Annotated in this window: 20 protein-coding genes; all 20 read left to right on the top strand. The window is 74.1% G+C overall.

Annotated features, from left to right (window positions below; all coding sequences use genetic code 11):
* The first annotated feature begins 11 nt into the window (after positions 1-11).
* Positions 12-395: a carboxymuconolactone decarboxylase family protein gene (locus ABD352_RS18985; RefSeq protein ID WP_344613734.1), complete on the top strand. Its 384-nt coding sequence runs from the start codon at positions 12-14 to the stop codon at positions 393-395.
* Positions 396-405: 10 nt separating this feature from the next.
* Complete coding sequence (locus ABD352_RS18980) at positions 406-1,143, top strand: DUF2848 family protein (RefSeq protein WP_344613733.1); 738 nt, start codon at positions 406-408, stop codon at positions 1,141-1,143.
* Positions 1,144-1,914, top strand: coding sequence for a maleate cis-trans isomerase family protein (locus tag ABD352_RS18975; protein ID WP_344613732.1), 771 nt, complete (start codon positions 1,144-1,146; stop codon positions 1,912-1,914). It abuts the gene before it with no gap.
* Entirely contained in the window at positions 1,911-2,672 is a 762-nt protein-coding gene (locus tag ABD352_RS18970) for an SDR family NAD(P)-dependent oxidoreductase (RefSeq protein WP_344613731.1), read from the top strand. Before ABD352_RS18975 ends, ABD352_RS18970 begins: the two co-directional genes overlap by 4 nt.
* Positions 2,673-2,690: 18 nt before the next feature.
* A complete protein-coding gene (locus ABD352_RS18965) occupies positions 2,691-3,698 on the top strand; it encodes an ABC transporter permease (RefSeq protein ID WP_344613838.1) in 1,008 nt (335 codons plus the stop codon).
* Positions 3,691-4,536, top strand: a complete 846-nt coding sequence (locus ABD352_RS18960) for an ABC transporter permease (protein WP_344613730.1) — start codon at positions 3,691-3,693, stop codon at positions 4,534-4,536. Before ABD352_RS18965 ends, ABD352_RS18960 begins: the two co-directional genes overlap by 8 nt.
* A complete protein-coding gene (locus ABD352_RS18955; RefSeq protein WP_344613729.1) occupies positions 4,529-5,341 on the top strand; it encodes an ABC transporter ATP-binding protein in 813 nt (270 codons plus the stop codon). The genes ABD352_RS18960 and ABD352_RS18955 overlap by 8 nt, the downstream gene beginning before the upstream one ends.
* Positions 5,328-6,332 (top strand): ABC transporter ATP-binding protein, encoded by a 1,005-nt coding sequence (locus ABD352_RS18950; RefSeq protein ID WP_344613728.1) that lies wholly within the window; start codon positions 5,328-5,330, stop codon positions 6,330-6,332. Before ABD352_RS18955 ends, ABD352_RS18950 begins: the two co-directional genes overlap by 14 nt.
* Complete coding sequence (locus ABD352_RS18945; protein WP_344613727.1) at positions 6,329-7,159, top strand: alpha/beta fold hydrolase; 831 nt, start codon at positions 6,329-6,331, stop codon at positions 7,157-7,159. Before ABD352_RS18950 ends, ABD352_RS18945 begins: the two co-directional genes overlap by 4 nt.
* 48 nt (positions 7,160-7,207) lie before the next feature.
* Positions 7,208-8,011, top strand: a complete 804-nt coding sequence (locus ABD352_RS18940; protein WP_344613726.1) for a cyclase family protein — start codon at positions 7,208-7,210, stop codon at positions 8,009-8,011.
* 1 nt (position 8,012) lies between these two features.
* A complete protein-coding gene (locus tag ABD352_RS18935) occupies positions 8,013-9,419 on the top strand; it encodes an MmgE/PrpD family protein (RefSeq protein ID WP_344613725.1) in 1,407 nt (468 codons plus the stop codon).
* An 11-nt stretch (positions 9,420-9,430) separates the two neighbouring features.
* Positions 9,431-9,874, top strand: a complete 444-nt coding sequence (locus ABD352_RS18930) for an organic hydroperoxide resistance protein (protein WP_344613724.1) — start codon at positions 9,431-9,433, stop codon at positions 9,872-9,874.
* A gap of 75 nt (positions 9,875-9,949) precedes the next feature.
* Positions 9,950-12,865, top strand: a complete 2,916-nt coding sequence (locus ABD352_RS18925; protein ID WP_344613723.1) for an AfsR/SARP family transcriptional regulator — start codon at positions 9,950-9,952, stop codon at positions 12,863-12,865.
* A gap of 134 nt (positions 12,866-12,999) precedes the next feature.
* Complete coding sequence (locus ABD352_RS18920) at positions 13,000-14,088, top strand: HesA/MoeB/ThiF family protein (RefSeq protein ID WP_344613722.1); 1,089 nt, start codon at positions 13,000-13,002, stop codon at positions 14,086-14,088.
* A gap of 1 nt (position 14,089) precedes the next feature.
* Entirely contained in the window at positions 14,090-15,298 is a 1,209-nt protein-coding gene (locus ABD352_RS18915; protein WP_344613721.1) for a hypothetical protein, read from the top strand.
* Positions 15,299-15,528: 230 nt separating this feature from the next.
* Positions 15,529-16,419 carry a LysR family transcriptional regulator gene (locus ABD352_RS18910; RefSeq protein ID WP_344613837.1) on the top strand — a complete coding sequence of 297 codons (891 nt, stop codon included), beginning with the start codon at positions 15,529-15,531 and terminating at the stop codon, positions 16,417-16,419.
* A gap of 99 nt (positions 16,420-16,518) precedes the next feature.
* Positions 16,519-17,430 (top strand): dihydrodipicolinate synthase family protein, encoded by a 912-nt coding sequence (locus ABD352_RS18905; protein ID WP_344613720.1) that lies wholly within the window; start codon positions 16,519-16,521, stop codon positions 17,428-17,430.
* A 14-nt stretch (positions 17,431-17,444) separates the two neighbouring features.
* The gene (locus ABD352_RS18900; protein WP_344613719.1) at positions 17,445-19,535 is read left to right on the top strand and encodes a golvesin C-terminal-like domain-containing protein; all 2,091 of its coding nucleotides are present in this window, start codon (positions 17,445-17,447) and stop codon (positions 19,533-19,535) included.
* Between the two features lie 54 nt (positions 19,536-19,589).
* Positions 19,590-20,516 (top strand): ABC transporter permease, encoded by a 927-nt coding sequence (locus ABD352_RS18895; RefSeq protein WP_344613718.1) that lies wholly within the window; start codon positions 19,590-19,592, stop codon positions 20,514-20,516.
* Positions 20,517-20,525: 9 nt separating this feature from the next.
* On the top strand, positions 20,526-21,398 hold the full coding sequence (locus tag ABD352_RS18890) for an ABC transporter permease (RefSeq protein ID WP_344613717.1): 873 nt from the start codon (positions 20,526-20,528) through the stop codon (positions 21,396-21,398).
* The last annotated feature ends 4 nt before the right edge of the window (positions 21,399-21,402 follow it).

Raw genomic sequence — 21,402 nt, 5'->3', positions numbered from 1 at the left:
GATCACCGTCAATGACTGACAACGACAAGAACGACGTGCTGGAGGAGATCCGCGCCCGCCGCGGCTTCACCCTGCCCGTGCACGAGATGATGGCCAGGGTCGACCCGGAGATCCTCCGCGCGTACAACAGCCTCGCGGGCAACCTGCTGTTCGGGCCGGAGCCGCGGGCACTGGACCTCAAGACCCGCTACCTGGTGCTGGTCGGCGTCACCACCGCCGTGCGCGGCGACGCCGACGGCATCAAGTGGAGCTCCGCCAAGGCCCGGGAGCTGGGCGCCACCGAGGAGGAGATCCTCGAGGCGGTACTGCTGGCCGGCCTGCCCGGCGGCATCCCCGCGGTCGAGGAGGCGGCGCTGGCGCTGGGCTTCGAGTACCCGGACAAGAAGGGGCACTGAGCCGGTGGCCATGGCTGACACCCCCACCCGGCGGGAGTTCGTGGTGGTCGAGCGGGACGGGGCGCTCACGCCCCGCCCGTTCGACCTCACCCGGATGTTCAACCTGGGCTCGGCCACCCGTGACGCCGCCGCCGCGGTGGCTCACCAGGACGAGGTGGCCGAGGCCGGCGTCCGGATCGCCTTCGACGTGCCCGCCCCGCGGATCTACCCGATCGGCACCTGGGCACTGACGAGCGACGAGCGCATCGACGTGCAGGGATCGCGAACCTCCGGCGAGGTCGAGATCGTGCTGCTGGTCGACGACGAGCTGTACATCGGCGTCGGCTCCGACCACACCGACCGCGACATCGAGCGGTACAGCATCCTGTGGTCGAAGCAGTCCTGCCCCAACGTGATCGGCAACCGGCTGTGGCGCTGGCGCGACGTGCGCGAGCACTGGGACGAGTGCCGGCTCAGCAGCACCATCGACGGGCGGGTCTACCAGGACGTCCCGGTGTCGGTCTTCCTGCCGCCGGAGCGGATCCTGGAGGTGGTCGCCGAGCGCACCACCGCGACCGGCCCCGGAATGATGATCTTCTGCGGCACGTACGTCAGCGTCACCGGCCACCTCGACTTCGGTACCCGATTCGAGTGCCGGCTCGCCGACCCGGTGCTCGGCCGCGAGCTGAACGCCGGCTACGACGTCGTCGAGATCCGTGCCGCGGTGCGGCCCGGCTTCCGGGTTCCGGTGCAGGCGGGGGAGCGGTAGATGTACGGCTGGCGTGCGCAGCTCGGGATCGTCGTCCCGGCGACCAACACCACCGTCGAGCCGGAACTGCACCGGGCACTGCCGGACGGGGTCGCCATGTTCGCGTCCCGGGTGCCGGTGGCCGAGGTCGCCCGGCGGGAGGACAAGGTGGCCAGCCTGCTGGCCATGCACGAAGGGCTGGCCGAGGCGGCGGCGCAGGTCGGCGCCGCCCGGCCGGACGCCGTCGCGTACGCCTGCACCTCCGGCAGCTTCCTCGGCGGGGCAGGCAGCGACCGCGACCTGTGCCGGCGGATGCACGAGGCGACCGGTGTGCCCGCGCTGACCACGTCGACCGCGGTCGCGGCGGCGCTGAAGGCGGTCGGTGCGAGCCGGATCGCGCTCGTCACGCCGTACGTGACCGAAGTGGCCGCGGGCGCCGAGGCGTACCTGGCCGAGCTGGGCGTCGAGGTGGTGGCGCGGGCGGACCTGAACCTGCTGTCCAACCTGGAGAAGGGCATGCTGCCGGCGACGGCGAGCTACCGGCTGGCCCGCACCGTGGACGTGGCCGGTGCCGACGCGGTGCTGATCAGCTGCACCAACTGGCGCACGCTGGACATCATCGGGCGGCTCGAGGCCGACCTCGGCCGGCCGGTGGTGTCCAGCAACAGCGCGACGCTGTGGGCGCTGCTGCGGCTGGCCGGGATTCCCGACACCGGGTCCGTCGACGGCGCGCTGTTGCGCAGCGGGCTGGACTGGCTGCCGGAGCACGTGACCCGGGCGGGTGCGCGATGAGCGGCGCCACCGTGAACGGGCGCGTCACGCTCGTCACCGGCGCCGCGCAGGGCATCGGGGCAGCCATCGCCGAGCGGCTCGCCGCCGACGGGGTCGTCCTGGCCCTGGCCGACATGGCCCCGGCGGAGCGGACCGCCGCGGTCGCCGACGACCTGGCCGCCCGCCACGGCGTCGCGGCCCGCGCCTACCAGCTCGACATCCGCGACGGCGAGGCCTGCCGGCGGGTGGTCGAGGCGGTCACCGCCGACTTCGGCGGCCTGGACGCGCTCGTCAACAACGCGGGCGTCAACACGTTCGGCGACACCGTCGAGCTGCCGGAGCAGGCCTGGGTGTCGGTCATCGACACCAACCTCAACGGCACCTATCGGATGTCGCTGGCGGCGTACCCGGCGCTGCGCGAGCGCCGCGGCGTGGTGGTGAACCTGGCGTCCACCGCCGGCCACATCGCGGTCAAGGGATCGGCGGCATACGCCGTGAGCAAGGCCGCCATCATCCACATGACCCGCGTGCTGGCCCTGGAATGGGCCGGCGAGGGCATCCGGGTCAACGCGGTCGGGCCGACCATCGTGCCCACCGCGATGAACGCCGGCGCGCGGGCCAACCCCACCTACATGCGGGACAAGCTCGCCTCGATCCCGCTCGGCGAAATGGTGCTGCCCCAAGACGTGGCCGACGCCGTGGCGTGGCTGGCATCCGGCTCCGCCCGGATGGTCACCGGGCAGACCCTGTTCGTCGACGGCGGCGCGACCATCATCTGAGGAGGCAGCGTGCGACGTATGCTCATCTACGCTGCGAAGCGGCTCATCGTCATTCCCATCTCGGTCTTCGTGGTGGTCAGCCTGGCTTCGCTGCTGACCGAACTGCTGCCGTCCAACCCCGCGCTGACGATCCTCGGCGACTCGGCCAGCCCCGATCAGGTGGCGATGGTCAACGAGCAGCTCGGCGTGGACAAGCCGTTCCTGGAACGGTACGGGTCCTACTGGGGTCGCGTGCTGCACGGCGACCTGGGCACGTCGTTCTTCAGCCACCAGTCCGTGCGGGACGAGATCTTCCAGTTCCTGCCCAACACCATCGAGCTGATCGTGCTGTCGCTGGTCGTGGCGCTGGTGGTCGGCCTGATCGTCGGTGGCCTCGGCGCGTACTTCCGCAACCGGCTGCCGGACAAGGCGAGCAAGACCCTCACCGCCGTCCTGCAGTCCACCCCGGACTTCCTGCTCGCCCTCATGCTCATCTACTTCGTGTTCTACCTGGCCCGGATCGTGCCGGCGCCGATCGGCCGGCTCGACGTGGCCACCACGCAGCCGCCGCAACGCACCGGCTTCCTGTTCCTGGACAGCCTGCTCGCCGGCGACATGACCGCCTTCGGCAACGCGGCGGGGCACGCGATCCTGCCGGTCGCGGCGCTCGGCATCGCCTACGCGGCCTACTTCGCCAAGACCACCCGCAGCGCGATGGGACGGGCACTGTCGGCGCCGCAGGTCGAGTTCGCCCGCGCCTGCGGCCTGCCCGAGTGGCGGGTCGTGCACTACGCGTTCCTGGCCGGCCGTACTCCGGTGCTGACCTACGTGGCGATTCTGTTCGGCTCGCTGCTGGGCGGCGCGGCCATCCTGGAGACCATCTTCAACTGGCGCGGCCTGGGCCAGTGGGGGCTGCAGGGCGTGCTGCGGCTTGACGTGCCCGTCATCCAGGGCTTCGTGATGGTCTGCGGGCTGCTGACGCTGCTCATCTTCGTCGCCCTCGACATCATCGTGCTCGCGCTGGACCCGAGGATCTCCTATGACTGAGACGACGACGACCACCCCGCCGGCGCGCCGCTGGAGGCGGCACGTCGCCGGCACGCCGGGCATCGTCATCGGCGGCGGCGTGCTGGTCCTCATGATCCTCGCGGCGTACCTGCTGCCGCTGCCGTTCTCGCCGACCAAGCCGGATCCGACCGCCACGCTGCAGGCGCCCGGCGGCGCACACTGGCTGGGCACCGACCTCAACGGGTTCGACGTGTTCTCCCGGATGATCGCCGCCGGCCGGCGGGACCTGCCGCTGGCCCTCGGCGGCGCGGTGATCTCGCTGGTCGTCGGCGCCGTGATCGGCCTGCTGATCAGCCGCAAGGGCAAGTTCGGCGAGCGCGCCATGCGGGTGCTGGACGCGTTCCAGTCCTTCCCGCTGATCGTGCTGTCGGTGACCATCGTGTCGTTCTCGGGCAACGCGATCCAGAACGTCATCTACGCGATCGTCATCATCAACGTGCCCCGGTTCATCCGGCTGGTCCGCAGCGAGGCGCTCGCCCTGCGGGAGAGCCGCTACATCGAGGCGGCGCACGCGATCGGCGCCGGCCCGACCCGGGTGATGTTCCGACACATGCTGCCCAACGTGCTGGACGTCTGCCTGGTCCAGGTGTCGCTGGCCGCGGCCAACGCGGTCATCGTCATCGCGGCGCTCAACTTCCTCGGCGTCGGCGTCTCGCCGCCCACCCCCACCTGGGGGTCGATGATCCAGGCCGGCGCGGGCGGGATCGCGCTGGGCAACTGGTGGCTGGTCGCCGCCCCGGGCGTCGCGGTCTTCGTCGCCGTCGCCGCCCTCAACCTGCTGGCCGACGGCATCCAGCGGAGGTTCTCCGATGAGTGACATTCTGACCGTGGACGGGCTGCGGGCCGCGTTCGGCAGCCGCGAGGTGGTGCACGGGATCGGCTTCCGGGTCGGCCACGGCCGGGCGGTGGGCCTGGTCGGCGAGACCGGCTCCGGTAAGTCGGTGACCGTCCGCTCGGTGCTGGGCCTGATCCGCCCGCCCGGGCGGGTCACCGCCGGCAGCGCCATGTTCGACGGCACCGATCTGCTGAAGCTGCCGCCCAGGCAGATGCGCCGCATCCGCGGCGACAGGATCGGCTTCATCGCGCAGAACCCGTTCGGCGCACTGAACCCGATCCTGTCGATCCGCAAGCAGTTCCACATCGCCATGCGCGCGCACCGCAAGATCTCCAAGGAGGAGTCGTACGAGGCGGCGCTGATCGGCCTGCGCTCCGTCGGCGTCGCCGGCCCGGAGCGGGTGCTGGCCGGCCACGCACACGAGCTGTCCGGCGGCATGGCGCAGCGGGTCGTCATCGCGCTGGTCATGTCCATGGACCCGACCCTGATCGTGGCCGACGAGCCGACCACCGCGCTCGACCTGACCGTGCAGCGGCAGGTGCTGGACCTCATCGACGGGCTCATCCGGGACACCGGCCGCTCGATGCTCCTGATCACCCACGACCTCGGCGTGGTCGCCCAGTACTGCCAGGACGTGGTGGTGATGAACGCCGGGACGGTGGTCGAGTCCGGCACGGTCGCCGACGTCTTCGGCGCGCCGGAGCATCCCTACACGCAGCAGCTGCTGGCCGCGTCCGCGGAGACGCCCGCTGCCAAGCCTTCGGAGGACCCTCATGTCGTTGCTTGAGGTGACCGACCTGCACCACGTCTTCCACCGCGGTGGCAAGCCCCCGGTGTACGCGGTCAACGGCGTGTCGTTCCAGGTGGAGGCGGGCGAGACGCTGGCCCTGATCGGGGAGAGCGGCTCGGGCAAGTCGACCGTCGGCCGGCTGGTGCTCGGCCTGCTCACCCCCACCGGCGGCGAGGTGCGCTTCGAGGGCCGGTCGATCGCCGGTCTCGGCCGCAAGGAGTCGCGGGACCTGCGCGCCAAGCTCCAGGTGGTCTTCCAGGAGCCGTACGAGTCGCTCAACCCCCGGATGCGCGTCGGCACGATCATCGAGGAGCCCCTGCGCATCCACGATCCCAAGATGCCGGCCGAGCAGCGCCGGCGGCGCATCGTCGAGACGCTGGCCGCGGTCGGGCTCGGCGAGGAGTTCCTGGACCGGTACCCCCGCCAGCTCTCCGGCGGTCAGCAGCAGCGCGTCGGCATCGCCCGGGCGGTCGTCACCCGGCCGTCGCTGGTGGTGCTCGACGAGCCGACGTCCTCGCTGGACGTCTCGGTGCGGGCCCGCACCCTGCAGCTGCTCGGCGAGCTGCAGCGCGACCTGGGCATCGGGTACGTGTTCATCTCCCACGACATCCACACCGTGTCGCACTTCAGCCGGCGCGTCGCCGTGATGTACCTCGGCCGCGTGGTGGAGACGGGCCCGACCGCCGAGGTGCTGGCCAACCCGCGGCACCCGTACACCCGGGCGCTGCTGTCCGCCGCGCTGTCGGTCGACCCCAACAGCCGGCGGGTGCACGTGCCCCTGCGCGGCGAGATTCCCAGCCCGACCCGGCTGCCCGCCGGCTGCCCGCTGGCCGGGCGCTGCCCGATCGAGCAGCCCGAGTGCGCGACGACCGCGGTCGCGCACGAGCAGGTGGGGCCGGCGCACACGGCGGCGTGCCTGAACCTGGAGGGACGGCCGTCGCCGCTGGGGCCGGGCGAGGCGCTCGAGCCGGTCGGGGAGCCGCGATGAGCCTCCCGGTGGTGTGCGGGACCGTCACCCTGTCCGACCGGCGGGTGCACTACCGCACCGTGCCGGCGCCGGCGGACCGGCCGCTGCTGCTGATGCTGCATCAGTCGCCGCTGTCGTCGCGCCGGTACCGGCTGCTGCTGCCGCTGCTGGCCGACCTGGTCCGCCCGGTCGCGGTGGACACCCCCGGCTTCGGCGAGTCCGACCCGCCGGCCCCGCACTGGACCGTCGCGGACTACGCCGGCGTCGTGACCGAGCTGGTCGACCGGTTCGGCGCCGGCCGGGCGATCCTGTTCGGGCGGGCCACCGGCGCGGTGTTCGCCCTGCACGCGGCCGCGACCCGGCCCGAGCGGTTCCGCGCGCTGGTGCTGCACGGCATGCCCGTGTACACCGACGAGGAGAAGGCGGACCGGCTGGCCGGCTTCGCCCCGCCGTACCAGCTCGACGCCGACGGCGGGCACCTGGACTGGATCTGGCGGCGGATTCGCGGCGAGTACCCGTGGGCGCCGCCGGAGCTGGTCACCGAGCTGGTCCGCGACTACCTCGCCGCCGGGCCCGACTTCGCCATCGGCTACCGCCGCATCTGGCAGTACGACGTGAACCCGGCCGCCCGGGCGCTGAGCGTGCCGACGCTGCTGATCGGCGGCGGTGCCGACCGAATCCGCCAGATGCACGAGCGCGCCACCGCGCTGCTGCCCGACGCCCGGGTCGAGTACCTGCCGGACGCCACCGACTTCGTCGCGGAGCAGCGGCCCGAGGCGTTCGCCGCGGTACTGCGGCGGTTCCTCGGCCCCCACCTCGGCGAGCCGTCCGTCGCTCCGCGCGGCTGATCCCGCAACCCGCCGCCCCAGACTCGAAGAGACAGGAAACGTCACCGCATGACTGCACTCCTTGACGCCGTCGCCGCCGGCGTCACCATCCACGACCTCGGCCAGCGGTTCGAGGCCGGGATGCCCTGCTCCCCGAACCATCCGGGCTTCCGGCTCGCCCTGCTGCGCCGGCACGGCGACATGGTTCGTCCCGACGGGGGCTCCGCGTCCAACGAGCTGATCGTCACCGGCGGCCACGTCGGCACGCACGTCGACGCGCTCTCGCACGTCTCGCACGACGGGCTGCTGCACGGCGGCCACGACGCGCACGAGGCCCAGTCCGGCGGCCGGTTCAGCGTCCACGGCACCGAGACCATCCCGCCGATGGTCCGCCGCGGGGTCCTGCTCGACGTCGCGGGCGCGCACGGCGTGGACATCCTTCCCGGTGGGTACGGCGTGACCGCCGACGACCTCGAGAAGTGCGCGGTGCACAGCGGCGTCCGGCCCGCCGCCGGCGACGTGGCGCTGGTCCGCACCGGCTGGGCCCGCAACTGGTCCGACCCGGAGACCTACATGGGCCACGCGACCGGGGTGCCGGGCGTCGACCCCTCCGGCGCGCAGTGGCTCACCGACCACGGCGTCGCCCTGACCGGCGCGGACACCACCGCCTTCGAGCAGATCCCGGCCGGTGCCGGGCACCGCGTTCTGCCCGTGCACCGCCTGCTGCTGGTGGACGCGGGCGTTTTCATCATCGAGCACATGCGGCTGGAGCCGCTGGCGGAGGCCGGCGTGTCCGAGTTCGTCTTCGTGCTCGCCCCGCTGCCGATCGTCGGCGGCACCGGGTCGCCGGTGCGCCCGCTGGCGGTGGTGTGACATGGCGGGCCTGATCGAGCGGGTGGCCGAGGTTGCCGTCTCGGTCCGCGACGGCGGGCTCGGCGCCGACCTGCGCGCCGATGCCGTACGCCGGATCCTGGACGTGGTGGGCAACTGCCTGGGCGCGGCCGGCGAGCCGGTCGCGGAGGCGGCCCGTGCCGTCGCGCGGGAGTGGGGCACCGGCGGCCCGGCGACGGTCATCGCCGACGACCGGCCGCTGCCGGCCGCCGGCGCGGCGTTCGTCAACGGCGTGCTGGCCCACGCCCTCGACTTCGACGACACCCACCTGCCGTCGGTACTGCACCCCAGCGCCTCGGTGGTGCCGGCCGCGCTGGCCGCCGCCGAGCAGTACGGCGCCACCGGCCCCGCCCTGCTGGACGCCGTGGTGATGGGCCTGGAGGTCTGCGTACGGCTGGGCATGGCCGGCTACGACGAGAAGCTCGGCAACTCCGTGTTCTTCGAGCGCGGCCAGCACGCGACCTCCATCTGCGGCGCGGTGGGTGCCTCGGTCGCCGTGGCGATGCTCGCCGGGCTGGACGCGCCCGGCATCGCCTCCGCCGCCGGCATCGCCGCCAGCATGGGCGCCGGCCTGCTGGAGGCGAACCGCACCGGCGGCACGGTGAAGCGCATCCACTGCGGCTGGGCGTCGCACTCGGCGGTCAGCGCCGCCGCGCTGGCCCGGCACGGCGTGACCGGGCCGCCGACCGTCCTGGAGGGACGGTTCGGCTTCTTCCAAGCGTGGTGCGGCGACCAGGCCGACCCCGAGTACGTGACCCGCGAGCTCGGCGAGCGCTGGGAGACCCCGGGCGTCTTCTTCAAGCCGTACCCGTGCAACCACTTCACGCAGGCCGGCATCGACGCGGCCCTGGAGCTGCGCGGGCGCGGGCTGGACCCGGCCGAGGTGGTGGAGGCGGAGCTGCGGGCGCCGGCCCCGGTGCTGCGGACCATCGCCGAGCCGCGCGAGGTGAAGATCGCCCCGCCGACCGGCTACAACGCCGCGTTCTCCGGCCCGTACACCGTCGCGGCCGCGCTGCTCGGCGGCGGCGGGCTCGGCGTGGGCTTCGCCGACTTCACCGACGAGGCCGCGCACGATCCCCGGCGGCGGGAACTGGCCGCGAAGGTGCGCTGCGTGGCCGACGACGCGCTGGGCCGCATCTACCCGTACCAGTTCCCGGCGCAACTGTGGGTGCGCACCCGGGACGGGCGCGAGTGGCAGTGCCGGGTGGAGCAGAACCGCGGCGGACCCGACCGCCCGCTCAGCGACGCCGAGCACGCGGTGAAGTTCGAGATGACGGCCGGGCGCACCGTCGCGGCCGAGACGATTCCCCGGCTGCGCGAGGCGGTGACGGCCCTGGCGACCAACGGCACGGTGGCGGACCTGACGCGCCTGCTGCGCGTCCGGAGTTGAGGGAGGAACTGATGGGGAAGCTGGTCGAGGAGCTGTACACGGCGGAGGTCACGGTGTCCGGCGGGCGCCGGGGCGGGACCGCGCGCTCGTCCGACGGGGTGCTCGACCTCGTCCTGCAGGCGCCGAAGGAGACCGGCGGGCCGGGCGGCGCGACCAACCCGGAGCAGCTCTTCGCCGCGGGCTACGCGGCCTGCTACACCTCCGCGCTGGGCGTGATCGCCCGGCAGCGCAAGCTGGATCTGGGCCCGACCGAGGTGACCGCCCGGGTGGTGCTGGGCACCGACGAGTCCAAGGTGTACGGGCTGCGCGTCGAGATGTCCGTGCGCTGTCCGGCACTGGACCCGGCGACGCTGCGCGAGGTGGCCGACGCCGCGCACGGCGTGTGCCCGTACAGCCGCGCGATCGACGGCAACGTCGACGTCACCGTGCAGGTGGAGGGCCGGGCGATCCTCTAGGCCACGCTGTCCGGCGAGGTCGGTGCGCGCGTGTGCCATCCTCGGCTGCGGTCGAACCCGTAGCCGAGGAGGAGCGTGGACTTCCGGATCCTGGGGCCCTTGGAGGTCGTCGTCGCCGGTGAGGCGGTGCCGCTCGGCGGGGCCAAGCCGCGGGCCGTGCTCATCGCGCTGTTGTTGCACCCTGGGCGGTACGTCGCCGCCGACCGGCTCATCGCGGACGTCTGGGGCGACGACCCGCCCCCGAGCGCGGTGAACGCGCTGCAGAGCTATCTGTCGCGGCTGCGGCGGGCGCTGGGCCGCGACGCGCTGCGGCATCACGCCGGCGGGTACCGGGTGGCGGCCGGCCCGGAGCAGATCGACGCCCGCCGCTTCGAGGCCGGCCTCACCCACGCCCGGGCCGCGCTGGCCGGCGGCGATCCGGCCGGCGCGCTGGCCGCCGGCGAGGCCGCCCTGCGGCTGTGGCGCGGCCCGGCGCTGCTGGACGTGGCGGGCGAGCTCTTCGCGCAGGCCGAGATCGCGCGCCTGACCGAGCTGCGGCGGGTCGCCGAGGACCTGCGCGTCGAGTGCCTGCTCGCGCTCGGGCGCCCGGCCGAGGCGGTGGCCCGCTCGGCCGAGGTCGTGGCCGGTGAGCCGCTGCGGGAGCGCAGCCGCGCGCAGCTCATGCTGGGGCTGTACCGCGCCGGTCGCCCGGCCGAGGCGCTGGCCGTCTACCACGAGGTCCGCGCCATGCTGGCCGAGCAGTTCGGCCTCGACCCGGGCGAGGAGCTGCAGGCGCTGGCCGGGGCGATGCTGCGCCAGGACGCCGGGCTCGCCACGGCGCCGGCCCCCGCACCGGCCGCGGTGGCGGTCGCGGCCCCGGTGCGGGTCGACGCGATCCCGCCCGGCCCGGACCGCTTCGTCGGGCGGGACCGGGAGCTCGCCGAGGTCCGGGCGCTGCTCGACGAGCACCGGCTGGTCACCGTCACCGGCCCCGGTGGCGCCGGCAAGACCCGGCTCGCCATGGAGCTGTGCCGGGGCCTGTCCGTCGACGTGCGCCTCGCCGAGCTCGCCGGCGTCGAGGACGGCACGCTGCTGGAGCCCGCGTTGGCGCAGGCGTTCGGGCTGGCGGTGCCGACCGGCGTGGCCGGGATCGCCGAGGCCGTCGGCGACCGGCCGGTCGTGCTCCTGCTGGACAACGGCGAGCAGCTCGTCGCCGCGCTGGCCGGCGTGGTCCGCCGGCTGCTGGCCGAGGTGCCGGGCCTGCGCGTGCTGCTCACCTCCCGCTCGCCGCTGAGCGTCGCCGGGGAGCGGCAGTACCCGGTGCCGCCGCTGCCCGCGGGCACCGCGGCGGTGGAGCTGTTCCTGGACCGGGCCGCGGCCGTCGCGCCCGGCTGGACGTGCGGCGAGGCCGAGCGGGCGGTCGTCGTGGCCCTGTGCGAGCGCCTCGACGGGCTGCCGCTGGCCGTCGAGCTGGCCGCGGCCCAGCTGGTCGCGCTCTCACCCGCGCAGATCCTCGACCGGCTCGACGACCCGCAGGCGCTGGTCAGCCCGCGGCGCGACGTCGACGAGCGGCACCGCAGCCTCGAGGGCGCCATCGACGCCACCTACCGCCTGCTGGACGACCCGCAGCGGGAGCTCTTCGCGCGGCTCAGCGTCTTCGCGGGCCCGTTCGACCTCGACGCCGCCGAGCGGGTCGCGGGGGAGGGCGACGGCGTGCTGGCGCCGCTGACCGGGCTGATCACCGGGTCGCTCGTCACGGTGCTGCCCGAGGCCGCGCCTCGGCGCTACCGGATGCTGCGGACCCTGCGGCAGTACGCCGACCGCCGCCTCACCCCCGACGGCCGGGCCGACCTGCGCCGCCGCCACCTGGCGTGGGCCTGCGAGCTCGCCGCCGCGGCCGACCGGGCGCTGCGCGGGCCGGACGCGCGACGATGGTTCCGCGCCGCCGCCGCCAAGCAGGACGACGCCCGCGCCGCCCTCGCCCACGCGCTGGAGGACCCGGCCCACGCCGGCGCCGCGCTGCGGCTGGCCGGCGACCTGAGCTGGTTCTGGTACCGCGGCGGCCACATCGTCGAGGGCCTGCGCTGGCTGGAGGCCGCGCTCGCCGCCGCGCCGGACGCGGCCGAGGACGACAGGGCGCGGGCGCTCACCGGGGTCGCCTGCCTGCGGTACCTCGCCGGGGATCTCCCGGCCAGCGGCACTGCGATCGGTGCCGCGCTGGAGCTGGCCCGGGCGGGCGGCGGCCCCGCCACGCTGGCCCGCGCGGCGGTCTACCACACCCTGCTGCTGGGCCTGTCGGGCCGGGTCGAGGAGGGCCGCAGGGCGGGCGAGGAGGCGCACGCCCTGGCGGCGGCCTGCGGCGAGGACTGGCTGCTGGCCGAGGCCCTCATCAGCATCGGCCACGTCGCCTGGGCCGGCGGCGACCCGGCCGGCGCCGCCGCCGCGCTCGACGAGGCGATCGAGGCCGGCACCCGCAGCGGCTTCGCCTGGTCCGTCTCCTCGGCCCGGTGGATGCGGGCCGAGGTGGCGATGGGGGGCCGGCGCGTACGAGGAGGCGCTGCGCCTGGCCGGCCGCGCGGTGACCGACCTCGACGAGCAGGACGACGTGACCGGATGGCTGGCCACCGCGCACCTGCTGGCGGGCGCGCTCGCGCACACCGGCCGGCCCGCCGACGGCGCCGTGCTGCTCGGCGCGGTCGACGCGCTCGGCGGCCGGGTCGGCTACGCGCCGGAGCGCATGGACCCGGTCAACGCGCCCGGCCACGTCGAGGCGGTCGCGTCCCGGCTCGACCCGGGCGCCTACGCCGCGGCGCTCGCGCGGGGCCGGCGGATGGACCGGGCCGCGGTCCGCGCCCATCTGGAGGCGCTCGGCCGGCGTCCCTAGCAGGGCTGCATGCCGGTTGCACGCGGGCTGCACGCGGCCCGGTGCAACCTTCTGGTCGGACGGGCAGCCGCCCGTCGTCGCATCCGACCCGAAGGAGATCCCATGAAGATCACGGTCAAGAAGGTTGAGCGCATCGAGGCCACCCGGATCCACCCGGACCCGGAGACGAAGATCGGCGCCCTCTGATTCGCCGCCGGCCGGCCCGCAGCCCGGGCCGGCCGGCCCCTTCCTGCCCGGAGCACAACCCCTGAGAGGAGAGCCGATGCAGCCCAGGCTCAAGTCCATCGCCGTCGTCCAGCGGCCCGCCGAGGTGATCCTGGTCGGGCGGGCGATGGAGCTGACGTACCTCGCCGACCCCGACGGCAGCGTCGCGGCGCTGCTGCAGATCCTCGCGCAGGGCGCGCACCCCGTCACCGGGCTGCCGGCCGCCATGCGCGAGCGCGGCTTCACGGTCACCGAGGCGGACATGGCGGCCGCCGTCGCCGCGCTCGACGAGGTGGGCGTGCTGCTGCCGGCCGACACCGACGCCGGGCTCGACCCGGACACCCTCCGGCGGTACGAGAGCAACCTGCGCTTCTACGACCTCTTCGCCGGCCTGGAGCGCCCCGGCGCGGCATTTCACCGGGCCATGCGCGACGCCGACGTGCTGCTGCTCGGCGCCGGTGGGGTGGGCAGCGGGGTCCTGCAGTCCCTGGTCGGCCTCGGGGCGGGGCGGGTCCGGCTGGTCGACTTCGACGTGGTCGAGGAGAAGAACCTGGCCCGGCAGTTCGCCTACAACCGCGCCGACGTCGGGCGGGCCAAGGTGGACGCGGCGCGGGACTGGGCGGTGCGCTACTCCCCGGGCACCACGGCCGTCGAGGCCGTCCACGAGCGGGTGGCCGACGCCGCCACGATCCGCCGGCTGGGCGCGGGCGCGTCCGTCGTGGTGAGCTGCATCGACTCCCCGAGCGACATCCAACTGCTGGTCAACGAGGCCTGCTTCGAGCTGGGCGTGCCGTTCGTGACCGGCGGCCTGCAGTACTCGACCCTGTTCTACTGGTCGGTCGAGCCCGGGGTCAGCCCGTGCCGGCTGTGCCTGGAGCTCAACCGCGCCGACGAGGGCGCGACGCAGGAGTTCGAGCAGTCGGTCATGATGTCGGCCGAGTTCGTCAACCGGGCCACCGGGCCCGTCGCGCAGCTGCTCGCCGGATTCATGGCGCTGGAGACCGGGCGGTACCTGACCCGCACCGACCCGCCGGTCGCGGCGGCGACGTACCACACCTTCGACCTGACCGACGGGATGCGCACGACCCAGGAGCCGTGGCCGCGGCACCCGGGCTGCACCCTGTGCCACCCAGCTCCGGGGGCCTGAGGTGCCGCCACTGACGCAGATCAAGGCCCTGACGCTGGTCGCCGACGGCGACGGTTACGTGGTGGGCAGCCCGCACACGGCCGAGTACGTCGAGGTGCCGCAGCTCGGCGCGCGGATCATCGAGTGGCTGCAGGAGGGCGTGGACGTCGCCGAGTGCGAGCGGCGGGCCTCCGAGGCGGCCGGCGAGCCGGTCGACGTGGCCGGCTTCCTGACCACCCTGGCCGACGAGGGCCTCTTCGCCGAGGCGGCCGACGAGGGCGGCGGCGATCCCGGCCCCGTCCCGGGCCGGCGGATCGGCGCGGCGCTCTTCCACCCGCTGGCCTGGGCCCTGTACGCCCTAGCCGCCGTCGCGGCGCCGGTACTGCTCGTCGCGGTGCCGGCGCTGCGGCCGTCGTACCGCGACGGGTTCCCGTTCCACACCCAGCTGCTCAACCTCGTGGCCGTCAGCCTGCTGGGCATCGGGGCGGCCGCCCTGCACGAGGGGGCGCACGTGCTCGCCGCCGCCCGGCACGGGCTGCGCAGCCGCCTCTCCGTGACCCGCCGGCTGTACTTCGTCACCTTCCAGGCCGACCTGACCCGCCTGTGGAGCCTGCCGCGGCAGGCCCGCTACGGCCCGCTGCTGGCCGGCGTGGCCTGGGACCTGTTCGTGCTCGCCGCGGCGCTGCTGGCGGAGGTGACCCTGGCCGGCGCGCTCGGCCCGCTGGTCGTACGGCTGCTGCGGGCGCTGGTGCTGCTGCAGGTCACCGCCCTGGTCGCCCAGCTGCTGGTGTTCATGCGCACGGACGTCTACGCGCTGCTGGTCAACGCGACCGGCTGCAAGACGCTGTGGGCCACGAAGGGCGCGCTGCTGCGGCGGTACCTGCGCCGCGCCACCCCGGCCGACGAGGAGCACCTGTCCGGCACCGGCGCGGGCGAGATCGTGTGGGCGCGGCGGTATCTGTGGCTGTACGTGCCCGGGATCGCGCTGGCGCTCGGGTACCTCGCCGCCTTCGCCGTGCCCGGCACCCTGTACCTCATCAGGCTCTGTGTGGCCCCCATCCGCGCCGGCGGGCTGGGCACGGCAGCGGCCTGGGCGGGCCTGGCGGCACTGGCCATCGCGGTCGTGCCGTCCCTGCTGGCGCTGCTGGGCGCGGCCCGCAGCGGCCTGCGCGTGCTGCGCACGGCGACGACGCGGCGGCGAGTTCGCCGCTCTGCCGGCACGCCGCGGTGACCGGTCCGAGGGCTCGCTCACCCGCGCCCGCATTCCCTGCTGGGCTACACCGGGTCCCCGGCAGCGAGAGCTACGAGAAGCTCCGGCTGCTCTCCGTCATCGGAGCCCAGCAGGTCATGTGAGGGCGACATTTCGACTCGCTGCCTGGCAAGCTGCATGTTCGCAGGGTCGCCTCTCGTCCCGGGCCAGGGCGTAGAGCTTGGCGGGGGCGGTACCGTGCCATGGTGGAGATGCGGGAGATCGAGGCGTTTCTCGCGGTCGCCGCCGAACTGCACTTCGGGCGGGCCGCGCAGCGGCTGCGCGTGACCACCTCACACGTCAGCCAGACCATCCGCACCCTGGAGCGGCGCATCGGCGGGCAGCTGCTGGAGCGCACCAGCCGGCGGGTCACGCTCACCCCGCTCGGCCGGCACCTTCGCGAGCAGCTCGAACCGGCGCACGCGCAGCTTTTGGCCGCGATCGCCGCCGCCCGCCAGCAGGCCGCCGCGCTGCGCGGGGAGCTGCGCATCGGCTACCACAGCATGACCGCCGGCGGCACGTTTGCCGCCGTCGCCGGGCGCTTCGAGGACGAGCACCCGGAGTGCGCCGTCAGCCTCATCGAGGTACCGCTGAAAGACCCTTATGCGCCGCTCGCCCAGGGTGACATCGACATGCTGGTCAGCTGGCGGCCCGTGGAGGCACCGCCCGGCCTGGTCGTCGGGGCCATCCTGGACAGCCAGCCGCACGTGCTGGCCGTCGCGGCCGACCATCCGCTGGTCACCAAGGGCGAGATCAGCATCGAGCAGGTGCCGGACTGGCCGCTGACCCATACGGGTGAAGCCATCCACCCGGCGCTGCTGCGCGCGATCGTGCCCGCCGCCACGCCCGGCGGTCGCGCGCTGCGCCGGGCCGTCACCTCGCGCAGCCTGCACGACACCGTGCGGCTCGTGGCCACCGGGCGCGCCGTCCACCTGACCGTCGGGGCGTTCCGGGCGTACGGCCTGGACGACCGGGTCACCACGATCGCGGTGCCGGACCTGCCGCCGGTGGACCGGGTCCTGCTGTGGCGGGCCGACGACCGCAGCCCGCAGGTGCGGCAGTTCGCGGCCAAGGCAGGCACGCCGATCGATGGTGAAGTGTGAGTTCATGATCGTGTAGCGAACCGGCGTTGATCTCCATCCCCTCCTGCCCCGAAGGTGTGAGGACACCGCGTTACGGCGGTGTTAACGCCTGGAGGGTTCGTGAAGCACCTGCTCGGTGGCCTGGTGGTGCCGCTGGTCACGCCGATGGCACGCCCCGGCGTGCCCTCCGCGGAGGCCGCCGCGCCACTGCTGCGCGCGATGGCCGGCGCCGGGGTGCGCCGGCTGATGCTGCTCGGCAGCAACGGCGAGGGGCCGCTGGTGCGCGCCGACCGGATTCCCGGCTACGTCGCCGGCATCGCCGAGCGCTGGCGTGACCTGGTTGACGACGCCGTCGTGCTGGTCAACGTCACCGCCGCCGGCACCGACGAGGTCCGCCGGCGCGCCGAGGACGTCATCGGCCGGGGCGCGGACGCGCTGGTGCTCAGCCCGCCCACGTACTTCCGCCATCGCGCCGACGAGGTCGTCGCGCACTACGCGGCCCTCGCCGGGAACGGCCTGCCGGTCGTGGCCTACAACGCCCCTCGGTACACCACCCCGCTCACCGAGGCCAGCATCGACGGCCTCGTCGAGCTGCCGCACGTCGTCGGGATCAAGGACTCCTCCGGCGACCCGGCGCTGCTGAAGTACCTCATCGCCGCGGCCGGGCGCCGCGACGGCTTCACCGTCAGCCAGGGCGACGAGCGCGGCCTCGCGGCGGCGCTGCGGGCCGGGGCCGGCGGCATCGTGCCCGGCACCGCGAACCTCGCCCCCGGCCTCGCCGCCGGCATGGTCGCCGCGCACGAGGCCGGCGACCTCGCCGAACTGGACCGCCTGCAGGAGTTGACCACCAGCCTCACCCATCTGCACCAGATCCGCCCGGGCGTCCCGGCGGTCAAGGCGCTGCTGCACAGCTGGGCGTTGTGCCCGCCGTACGTCGCGCCGCCGCTGATGCCCTGTACCCCGCAGGAGACCCGCGCCCTCGTGGACGCGGTACGGCTGCTGCGCCCCCACCTTCTCGACCCCACCGCCTGATGGGAGCACCCCGCATGACCACGATCGGCCGACGGACGTTCACGCTCGGGCTGGCCGCCAGCGCTGCCGCCGTCATCGGCGGCCCCAGCGCGTTCGCCGCACCGCAGGGCGATCGCCGCCGCCCCGCGGAACCCTTCTTCGACGAGACCACGCTGTGGGACTCCACGGTGGACCCGCTGGTGAACTACCACGTGCACGGCCTCGTGGTGTTGCCGGACGACACGATCCTGGTGGCGACCGAGGGCCGGCACGAGGTCTGCGACGCCGGCCCCCGCGACCTGGTGGTGCGCCGCAGCACCGACGGCGGCGACACCTGGCAGCCCACCCAGACCGTCGTCGCCTCCGTCGACGGGCAGTCCTGGGGCAACCCGGCCTTCCTGGCCGACCGCGTCACCGGCGAGGTGTTCCTGTTCTACAACCTGTCGCTGCGGCTGCCGGAGAACACCTCCTGCTCCGGCGACAGCGCCGAGATGTACGTGGTCTCCAGCCGCGACGGCGGCCGGACGTGGGGCGAGCCCAGCCACCTCGCCGGTCTCTTCGACGCGTTCCCGTACACGTGGGCGCTGCACAGCCCCGGGCCCGGCCACGGCATCCAGCTGGACACCGGGCGGCTGCTGCTCAACGTGGCACACCGCCGCGTCATCGTCGGCAACACCGTCGAGCAGCGCTTCTACGGAGTGGCCGGCATCTACAGCGACGATCACGGGCGCACCTGGAAGGCCACCGGCGAGATCCCCGTCTCCACCGGCTACCCGATCAACGAGGCCCGCATCGTGCAGCGCCGCGACGGCGCGGTCGTCATCAACGGCCGGGCGGCCTCCGGCGGCAACCGGCAGCGCATCACCGCCGTCAGCGAGGACCACGGCCTGACCTGGTCGGCGCCGAAGCTCGACGGGGCGACCGGGGTGTTCAACGCCGTCGACGCGAGCGTGGTGCGCTACACCGGCGGTCCGCGCAGCCGCGAGGTCGACCGGCTGCTGTTCAGCCGGCCGGACGCGCCGATGCGGTGGAACATGACCGTGTCGGTCAGCTACGACGAGGGGGTCAGCTACCGGTACAGCCGCGTCATCAACCCCAACCGCTCCTACTATTCCGACCTCGCCCGGCTCTCCGACGGCACCATCGTGCTGGTCTACGGCTGCGACGGCGACATCGCCAGCTTCCCCCGCCGGGTGGCCGTGGCCCGGTTCAACCTGGCATGGCTCACCCAGGGCCGGGACAACCTCGCCCGCGGCCCGCGGCTCACCGAGCACACGTACGACCTGGGCCGTTCCGCACCGCACGCGACCCTCCGCGGCGGCACCGTCGCCGTGGTGCGCGAACCCACCGCCCGCGGTGGCGCCCGCGCCCTGTACACCCCGGCGGCGGCCGGCGACTCCATCGAGTATCCGATCGACGTGCTGCGCCCCGGGGACTACGAGCTGTGGCTGCGCTACTACCGGCCGGTCGACGGCGGCACGGTCGCCGTCGCCGTCGACGGGCGGACCCCGCGGGTGTCCACACTGGACACCACGGCGGAGAGCAGCGACGGCTACGACGTGGTGCGCCTGGACCGGCTGCGGCTCGCGCACGGCCGGCACGGGGTGCGCTTCACCCTCGCCGGGCCCGGCCGCGGCGGCGGCACGCTCATCTCCCTCGACGAGCTGAGCCTGATCGAGGCGCCGGCCGCCGCCGACGTGCGGGAGAGCGTCACCGTCGACAACGGCGAGCAGGGCTACCAGGTCGTCTCCGGCACCTGGTCGGCCGGCACCGGCGTCGCCGGGTACTACGGCAGCAACTACGCCTCGCACGCGGCCGGCACCGGCAGCTCCGTCGTGCGGTGGCGCCCGGCCCTGCCGGCCGAGGACCGCTACGAGGTGCAGGTGTCCTACACCGCCGCGTCCAACCGGGCCACCAACGCCCCGTACGTGGTGCACCACGCCGACGGCGACACCACGGTGCCGGTCAACCAGAAGGTCGCGGGGGCGGCGGACCCTCGGGGCGGGGAGTGGGCGTCGCTGGGCGTGTTCCGCTTCCTCGGCGGCATCGACGGCCGCGTCGAGCTGTCCGACGCCGCCGACGGTTTCGTGGTCGCCGACGCCGTGCGCTTCGTGCGCCAGGGCTGAGCGTGGTGGTGCGGATGCTCATCGACAAGCTCGACACAGGGAGGTGACCCGACGATGGCCATGATGGTGCTACGGCGCCTGGCCAGCGCGGTGGTCGTCATGTGGGGCGCCGCGAGCCTCATCTTCGTGATGATCCGGCTGGCCCCGGGCGGGCCGGCGGTGGTGCTGCTCGGCCCGGACGCCGATCCGGAACAGGTGGCCGACCTGTCCGCCCGGCTCGGCCTGGACCGGTCCCTGCCCGAGCAGTACCTGACCTACCTTCTCGACGTCGTCCGGCTGGACTTCGGCGAGTCGTACCGGCTGGACATGCCGGCCATGGAGGCGGTACTCAACCGGCTGCCGGCGAGCATCGAGCTGGCCGCCACCGCCGCGGTGATCGCGGTGTGTGCCGGGCTGGTCCTGGGCCTGCTCGCCGGCTACCGCCGCGGCGGGGCGCTGGACCGGATCACCTCCACGCTGACCATCGGCCTGCAGGCGTTTCCCACCTTCTGGGTCGGCATCATGCTGATCCTGACCTTTTCGCTGGTGCTGCGGCTGCTGCCCAGCTCGGGCGTCGGCACACCGGCGCACATGGTGCTGCCGGCCGTGACCCTGTCGCTGCCGTTCACCGCCATCGTCGCCCGCCTGACCCGCAGCAGCGTCGTGGAGGAGCTCGAGGAGCCGTACGCCGGCACCGCCCGTGCCAAGGGGCTCACCGAACGGCAGGTGCTGCTCGGCCACGCCCTGCGCAACTCGCTGATCCCGGTGCTGACGGTGGTCACCCTGCAGTTCGGCGCGCTCATCGGTGGCGCGGTGGTCGTGGAGAACGTGTTTGCCTGGCCCGGCCTGGGCTCGCTGATCGTCTCCGCGGTCGCCGGGCGCGACTACGCGGTCGTGCAGGCGGCGGCGCTGACCATCGCCGGGATCATCGTGCTGCTGAACCTGGTCGCCGACCTGCTCAATGCCCGCCTCGATCCACGAATCCGGTTGGGGAACGCATGAGTAGGCATCATGAGTGAAGCACTCGGCCTGGCCCGCCTGCGGCGCAGCCGGCCACGCCGCACCGCGCTGTGGATCCCGCTCGGGATCGTCGCCGGCTACGTGCTCGTCGCCGTGCTCGGCCCGCTGCTGATCGGCTACGACCACGTGGCCACGACGGTGGGCGACCGGCTGCGACCGCCGGGCTCGGCCACCACGGCCGGCACGGCCTGGCTCGGCACCGACGGGCTGGGCCGCGACGTCGCCTCCCAGATCGTGTACGGCGCCCGCACGTCGCTGCTCATCGCCACCGTCGCGGTGACCCTCTCCGCGCTGGTCGGCATGACGGTCGGTGCCCTCGCCGGGCTCGCCGGCGGCTGGCCCGACGCGGTGGTGTCCCGCCTGATCGACGTGCTGCTCACCTTCCCCGGCGTGCTGCTCGCGATCGTGGTCGCCGGCCTGTTCGCCCGCGGCCTGCCCACCGTCATCCTCTCGCTGTCCATCACCGCCTGGACGCCGTTCGCCCGGGTGTCGCGCAACGTCACGCTCAGCGTCAAGGAGCGGGAATGGGTCAGCGCGGCCCGCCTCATGGGCGTGCCCCGCCTGGTCATCCTGGTGCGGCACGTGCTGCCGTTCGTCCTGCCGCCGATCGTGGTGATGGCGACCCTCGAGTTCGCCCTCGTCGTGCTCGCCGAGGCCGGCCTGAGCTTCCTCGGCATCGGCCTGCCGCCCAGCACGCCGTCGTGGGGGCAGACCGTCGCCAACGGCAAGGAGTACCTCGCCACCGCCTGGTGGATCTCCGCATTCCCCGGATTCGCGCTGTTCCTGCTCGTGGTCAGCGTCGGCCTGCTGGGCGACCAGCTGTCCGCGCGACTCGGACGCAACAGCCGATCCCGTACCTCATGAACCC

This window comes from Dactylosporangium salmoneum (assembly GCF_039532525.1).
In the GTDB taxonomy this organism is placed as follows: Bacteria; Actinomycetota; Actinomycetes; order Mycobacteriales; family Micromonosporaceae; genus Dactylosporangium; species Dactylosporangium salmoneum.
This window is presented reverse-complemented; position numbering and strand designations above follow the sequence as displayed.